The following is a 6,026-nucleotide window of genomic DNA, read 5'->3' on the forward strand; positions in this document are numbered from 1 at the left end:
TCGCCTGGCGGATCTTCGTGCCGTTCAGGGCGCGACGAGGGCCGGGACGGGGCCGCCGTGGCTGTCGTTGTCCGTGTCGTACCAATCCTTCCAGGCCAGCGCCCGGGAGGTCGTGAGCTCCGCCAGGTGTGTGAGCACGGGCTCGCCCCGGTGGACGAACGGGGACGTGCGCCGCGCGTCGCCGCCGATGTCCCAGTCGCGGTGCTTGCAGCGCGGGCAGGGCGGCGCCGTGTAGCGGCGGAGGGCCCATCCGGCCGCGACGGCGGCGGTGGCTGCGAGAAGGTAGATCGTCATGGCGCGTGGCTCGTGTCGTCTGCGGCCACCGCCGAACGCGGCGCCGCGTACCGCCAGTATCGGCAGGCGGCGCGGGGAGTTGAGCGTGAGGGGTGGACGGGCGGATGGGCGGATGAGGCGGACGGGCGGATGAGGCGGATCATCTGGCAATGGCCAATGCGACCACGCGGGTGAGAGGCGTGGCGAGCGATCTCGACGGTGGCGGCGCGCAGCCGGAGCGACAATGGCAGTCCTCACGTCGAGCGAATCATGCCGATTGCGGATAAAGGCCGGCCCCCAGCCGGAGCGAATGAATTCGCCGCTGGAAAGGCACGAAGTCCGCCTGCGCGGACTGCCCCAGCGGGGGGCGCCCGACGTACACCGCCGCCGTCAATCCTCGGAGTGGTTCGGCATCCGCGCTGAATTTTGCAACGCGTCCCGCCGAAACTCTGCCTGTGCGCACGGAGGCCGCGGTGCAGTCCACGAAGGTGGACTTCGCGAATTTCCAGCGGCGAATTTATTCGCTCCGGCTGGGGCTCCGGCCATCGCCGCCCGGATGCCGTGACGCGAATTCTCCCCTGCGCACGGATCCGGTCGCTCGGCATCGTCGCATCTTTCCTCCCGCCCCCGGCACATCCTTCCCACCGCTCGGCCCCGGCAGAACCTGCCGGGTAGGCCGAATCTTCCCCGTTCGCGCCGCACCCGTATTCTCGGCGGAGTACATCCTAAGTTGTTTCCATAAGGTGGTTTGCGTGCTTTGCCTCCCCGGCGCGGCACGTGGTCCGGCGCATGCCTTGGCACGGGGCGGCAATCGCATCGAGCCTCCCATCGCAACGAGCTACGCATGCTGTACGGGTTCATCGGCCGCACGACGGCCGCCACGCAACTCAAGGAAGCCCTGGACGTGGGCAGCCAGCGCACCCGGCTGATCGCCGACCGCGTGGCCAAGGCCACGCTGGCCAACAGCGACGGCTTTGCCCTCCCCGGCACCCCCGCCGAGCCCGGCAGCCCCGGCGCCGGCCCCGTGGACGTGGAGGCCGAGATGGTCTCCCTGGCCGACGAGCAGATCCGCTTCGAGGCCAACGCCAAGCTGCTCAGCAAGGGCTACGAGCAGCTCCGCCTGAGCATCCGGGGACGCTGAGCATGCCCGATCCCATCGGCGGGTTTCCGCCCGACCCGTACCGCCCCGTCGTGCGCCCCATGTTCCGCACGCTGGCCATCGCCAGCAGCGGCCTGAGCGCGCAGCGGATGCGCATCGAGACCGTGGCCACCAACATCGCCAACGCCGAGACCACCCGCGCCGCCGACGGCACGCCGTACCGCCGCCGCGTGGTGCGCATGGAAGCCGGCGAGATCCCGGGGCAGCCGTTCGAGTTGGGCCCCGACGGGCTGCCCGCCCTGGGCCGGCTGCCCGGCGGCGAGGCCCTGCAGAACCCGCTGGGCGTGCGCGTGGCCGCCGTGGAGGAAGACGCCACGGAGGGGGCGCTGATGTACGACCCCGGCCACCCCGACGCCAACGCCGACGGCTACGTGCGCATGCCCAACGTGCGGGTGACGGACGAGCTGGTGGAGCTGATGGACGCCCGCCGGGTCTACGAGGCCAACGCCACGGTCTTCCAGAGCGCGAAGGCCATGCTGCGCGCCTCCATCAACCTGTAACGCACATGGCGCTGAACCGCGTGGGGGCGGGGGCCGCGGGGGGAATCCTCACCGGCCTCCCGGAGTGGACGCCGCGCACGGACCGCGGCCGCACGGGCGGGGCCGACGGCACGGGGCGCGACCTGGTGCTTCCCGGCCGCGACGGCGCGGCCGACACCCCGCCGGGGACGGACCCCGAGCTGTGGAGCGGCCTGTCGCCCGAGGAGCGGGCCTTCTTTGCCCGCATCGGCTCGCTGGGCCCCCTTACGTACGGTCGTACCGCCGAGACCAACGGCCCGCCGGTGTTCCGCGGGCTTCACCTGGACGTGACGGTCTGAAGGACAAAGGACGATGAGTGACATGATCCCGGGAATGGGTGGAATCGGCATCGGCGAGATCGGCGCGGGGCGCGGCGTCATCCGCGGCACAGCGGCGGCGGACGGGCCGTCGTTCGCCGACACGTTCAAGCAGGCGCTGGGGCAGGTGAGCGCCGTGCAGGACGACGCCGCGCAAAAGGTGAACGCCTTCGTCAGCGGCGACCCCAGCGTGGAGCTGCACCAGGTGATGGCGGCCACCGAGGAGGCGGGCATCGCCCTGGAGATGCTGGTGGAGGTGCGCAACAAGGTGCTCGAGGCGTGGCAGTCCCTGTCCACCATGCAGAGCTGAGGTAGCGGGACGTGAAGCCGGACGAGCTGCTGGAGCGCGGGCGCGCGCTCATCGACCGAATCGGGGGGCCGCGCCGCGCGGTCATCCTCGGGGCGGGCGTGGGCGTAGTGGCCCTCATCCTCGCCTTTTCGTTCTGGGCCACGGCGCCCGCGTACGTGCCGCTGTACCAGAACGTGCCCCTGGAGTCCGTGGGCCAGATGACGGACCAGCTGCAGGAGGCCGCCATCCCCTTCGCGCTGGACGACGGCGGATCGCGGATCAGCGTTCCCGCGCCGGACCTGGCCCGCGCCCGCGTGGCCCTGGCCGGCGCCGGACTCGGCGGCGAAAAGGCGCGCCCCGGGCTGGAGCTGTTCGACCAGCCGTCGTGGGGGATGACGGACTTCAGCCAGCGGGTGAACTACCGCCGGGCGCTGGAGGGCGAGCTGGAGCGCACCATCGGCCGCATGCGGGGCGTCAAGGCCGCGCAGGTGCACCTGGCCATGAGCGAGCAGTCGTCCCTGCTGCGCGGCAACAAGCCCACGGAGGCCTCCGTCGTCCTCTCCCTGCAGGGCGGGGCGGAGCCGGAGCCGGCCGTCGTCAAGGGCATCGCGGCGCTCGTGAGCGGCAGCGTGGACGGCGTGCGCAGCGAGGACGTGATGGTGCTGGACGATGCCGGCCGCCTGCTCTCCTCGTCCGCCGAGCCCGGCAGCGCCGACGCGCTGGCCAACCGGCAGCTGGAGATGCGCCGCGAGATGGAGCAGTACCTGGAGAGCAAGGCCACGGACCTGGTGGCCCAGGCCGTGGGCGCCGGCAACGCCCGCGTGCGGGTGACGGCGGACCTGAGCTTTGACCGGGTGGAGCGCACCACCGAGAGCGTGGACCCCGACCGCCAGGCCATCGCCACCGAGCAAAAGAGCGCCATCCTCCCCGGCCCGCAGGGCGGCGCGGGGAGCGAGACGTCCACGGCCACGTACGAGAACACGCGGTCGCTGGAGACGTTCAGCAGCAACGGCGGCACCCTCAAGCGGCTCACCGTGGCCGTGCTGGTGAACGAAAAGCCGGCCGTGGGCGGGGGACGTACGACGCCGCGCCCGCCCGTGGAGCTGGAGCGGCTGCAGGCCCTCGTGAGCAGCGCCGTGGGCGTGGACCCGCGCCGCGGCGACGTGGTGAGCGTCGTGAGCATGCCGTTTGACGGCGGCGCCGGGCTCCCGGCGGACGACGCGGCGCCCACGGCGGGCGAGCTGGTGCGCGAGTTCCAGCGCCCCGCCCTCAACCTGCTGGCCCTCCTGCTGGCCGCGTACATCGCGCTCAAGCTGATTCGCTCCCTGCGCCCGCCGGCGCCCGCGCGGCAGGAGGACGAAAACGGGGTGCTGGTGCCGGCCCTGCCCCTGGGGACGGGGGGAGACGGGGCCGTGGCCGGGGCGCTGCCGCCGGTGGAGCCCGCCATCGCGCTGCCGCCGCCGCCGCCCACCGTGCTGGACCGCGTCGCCGACGTGGTGAAGGACCAGCCCGAGGTCGCCGCCCGCCTGGTGCGGGCCTGGATGAAGGAGAGCTGACACATGGTCGCAGTGGCGGAAGGAACGGCGCTCACGGCGCAGTTCACGGGCAAGCAGAAGGTGGCCATCCTGTGCATGGCCCTGGGCGCGGAGACCGCGTCCCTCATCACCCAGCGCCTGCCCACCGACGAGGTGGAGGGGCTCACCTTCGAGATCGCCCGCATGGACCGCGTGGACGGTCCCACGGTGGAGGCGGTGCTGGAGGAGTGGCTGGAGATGCTGCGCGCGGCCGGGCAGCTGGCCGAGGGGGGCGTGGACTACGCCCGCGAGATCCTGGAGCGGGCGTTCGGCCCCCAGCGCGCCGCCCTGATGATGAAGCGCATCCAGGGCCAGCTGGCCGACGTGGCCGGCCTGGACCGCCTGCGCAGCGCCGACCCGCAGCAGCTGGGCGCCATGCTGCGCGGCGAGCATCCGCAGACCATTGCCCTGATCCTGGCGCACCTGGACCCCATGGCCACGGCGGCCATCCTCAAGGACCTGGGGCCGGGGAGCAACGGGGGCGAGATCATGTACCGCATGGCCAAGATGGAAAAGGTCGCGCCGGACCTGCTGCAGATGATCGAGAACGCCCTGGGGACGGACGCGTACGTGAGCTTCAGCGAGGGGATGAGCTCGTCCGGCGGGCCCGAGGCCGTGGCCGCCGTGCTCAACCTGCTCAACAGCTCGCTGGAAAAGGAGCTGCTGGAGGGGCTGGCGGACCGCGACCCCGAGCTGTGCGAGCGCATCAAGGCCCTGATGTTCGTCTTCGAGGACATCGTGAACCTGGACGACCGCGCCATCCAGCGCCTGCTGCGCGAGGTGGAGAGCAAGCAGCTGGCCCTTGCCCTCAAGGTGGCCAGCGACGAGCTGCGCAACCGCATCCTGGGCGCCATGACCCAGCGCGCGGTGACGGCGCTCAAGGAGGAGATGGACTTCCTGGGGCCCGTCCGCGTCCGCGACGTGGAGACGGCGCAGGCCGCCATCGTGCGCAGCGTGCGCGCGCTGGAAGAGGCCGGTGAGATCGTGATTGCCACGGGGGCCGATGATCTCGTGGTCGAGTAGGCCCGCCGTCCATGCGGGCCCCGGCGCCGCCGCGCTGCGCGGGCTCGCGAGCTGGACCCCGGCCGAGCTTTCCCCGTTCGAGCCGTTCGCCCTGCCGGAGACGGACGGGGCCGAGGTGGACGCCGCCCCGGCCGTGGACCCCGCCGAGGAGGCGCGGATCGCGGCCGCCGCGGCGGAGCGCGCCCGCGCGGAGGCGCTGGCGGCCGAGCACGCGCGGGCCGTCCACGAGGCGTACCTGCGCGGCTACGAGGAAGGCCGCGGCGCGGGCGAGGCCGGCGAGGCGGCGCGGCTGCGGGGCCCCGTGCAGGCCGCCGAGATCGCCCTGGCGGATCTGCGCGCGGGCGAGTCGCGGTGGACGGGCGCCATCGAGGAGAACGTGTGCGCGCTGGCCGTGGCCGTGGCGCGGCACCTCATCGGCCGCGAGCTGCGGGGCGACCCTGCGGCCGTGGGCGAGCTGGTGAAGAGCGCCCTGGCCGAGTTCCCCGTGGACCAGCCGGTGCGCATCCGGGTGAACCCGCAGGACCTGCAGGCCATCCAGTCCGCGTCCGGCGGCGACGTGGGCTTTCCCTCGGAGGGGCGCGAGGCGGCGTGGCACGCGGACCCGCTGGTGGAGCCGGGCGGGTGCGTGGTGGAGGGCCGCGACCGCATCATCGACGGCCGCGTGGACACGGCCCTGGAGCGCGTGTACCGGCGCCTTACCTACACCAGCTGAACGGCAACGGCATTCTCACGCAGAGCCGCAGAGGCGCGGAGGAGTTTCCCTTCGCGCCTCTGCGTTTGTGCCGTTCATCGGGCCTCGTCCTGCCGTTGATTTCCTGAGGGAGGCGCCGCGCGGTCCCGCCTCGCGCGCCGCACCCTGGCGCCGACCGAAGG

The 6,026-nt window shown here is 72.8% G+C and carries 8 protein-coding genes; 7 read left to right on the forward strand and 1 reads right to left on the reverse strand.

Annotated features, from left to right (window positions below; translation table 11 throughout):
* Positions 1 to 24 precede the first annotated feature (24 nt).
* The gene (locus VFZ20_RS15170; RefSeq protein WP_329684749.1) at positions 25 to 294 is read right to left on the reverse strand and encodes a hypothetical protein; all 270 of its coding nucleotides are present in this window, start codon (positions 292 to 294) and stop codon (positions 25 to 27) included.
* A gap of 823 nt (positions 295 to 1,117) precedes the next feature.
* On the opposite strand from VFZ20_RS15170, the gene VFZ20_RS15175 reads away from it, so the two are divergent.
* The 7 genes from VFZ20_RS15175 to VFZ20_RS15205 are packed head-to-tail and all read left to right on the forward strand — an operon-like array spanning position 1,118 to position 5,865.
* A complete protein-coding gene (locus VFZ20_RS15175; protein ID WP_329684750.1) occupies positions 1,118 to 1,414 on the forward strand; it encodes a hypothetical protein in 297 nt (98 codons plus the stop codon).
* A 2-nt stretch (positions 1,415 to 1,416) separates the two neighbouring features.
* Positions 1,417 to 1,932, forward strand: coding sequence for a flagellar basal body rod protein FlgC (flgC, locus tag VFZ20_RS15180; RefSeq protein ID WP_329684751.1), 516 nt, complete (start codon positions 1,417 to 1,419; stop codon positions 1,930 to 1,932).
* A 5-nt stretch (positions 1,933 to 1,937) separates the two neighbouring features.
* Entirely contained in the window at positions 1,938 to 2,249 is a 312-nt protein-coding gene (locus VFZ20_RS15185; RefSeq protein ID WP_329684752.1) for a hypothetical protein, read from the forward strand.
* A gap of 13 nt (positions 2,250 to 2,262) precedes the next feature.
* A complete protein-coding gene (gene fliE / locus VFZ20_RS15190) occupies positions 2,263 to 2,577 on the forward strand; it encodes a flagellar hook-basal body complex protein FliE (protein WP_329684753.1) in 315 nt (104 codons plus the stop codon).
* Between the two features lie 11 nt (positions 2,578 to 2,588).
* On the forward strand, positions 2,589 to 4,112 hold the full coding sequence (gene fliF, locus VFZ20_RS15195) for a flagellar basal-body MS-ring/collar protein FliF (protein ID WP_329684754.1): 1,524 nt from the start codon (positions 2,589 to 2,591) through the stop codon (positions 4,110 to 4,112).
* Between the two features lie 3 nt (positions 4,113 to 4,115).
* Positions 4,116 to 5,153 carry a flagellar motor switch protein FliG gene (gene fliG / locus VFZ20_RS15200; protein ID WP_329684755.1) on the forward strand — a complete coding sequence of 346 codons (1,038 nt, stop codon included), beginning with the start codon at positions 4,116 to 4,118 and terminating at the stop codon, positions 5,151 to 5,153.
* Positions 5,134 to 5,865: a FliH/SctL family protein gene (locus tag VFZ20_RS15205; protein ID WP_329684756.1), complete on the forward strand. Its 732-nt coding sequence runs from the start codon at positions 5,134 to 5,136 to the stop codon at positions 5,863 to 5,865. The genes fliG and VFZ20_RS15205 overlap by 20 nt, the downstream gene beginning before the upstream one ends.
* The last annotated feature ends 161 nt before the right edge of the window (positions 5,866 to 6,026 follow it).

Origin of the sequence: Longimicrobium sp. (assembly GCF_036280135.1) — a bacterium.
In the GTDB taxonomy this organism is placed as follows: domain Bacteria; phylum Gemmatimonadota; class Gemmatimonadetes; order Longimicrobiales; family Longimicrobiaceae; genus Longimicrobium.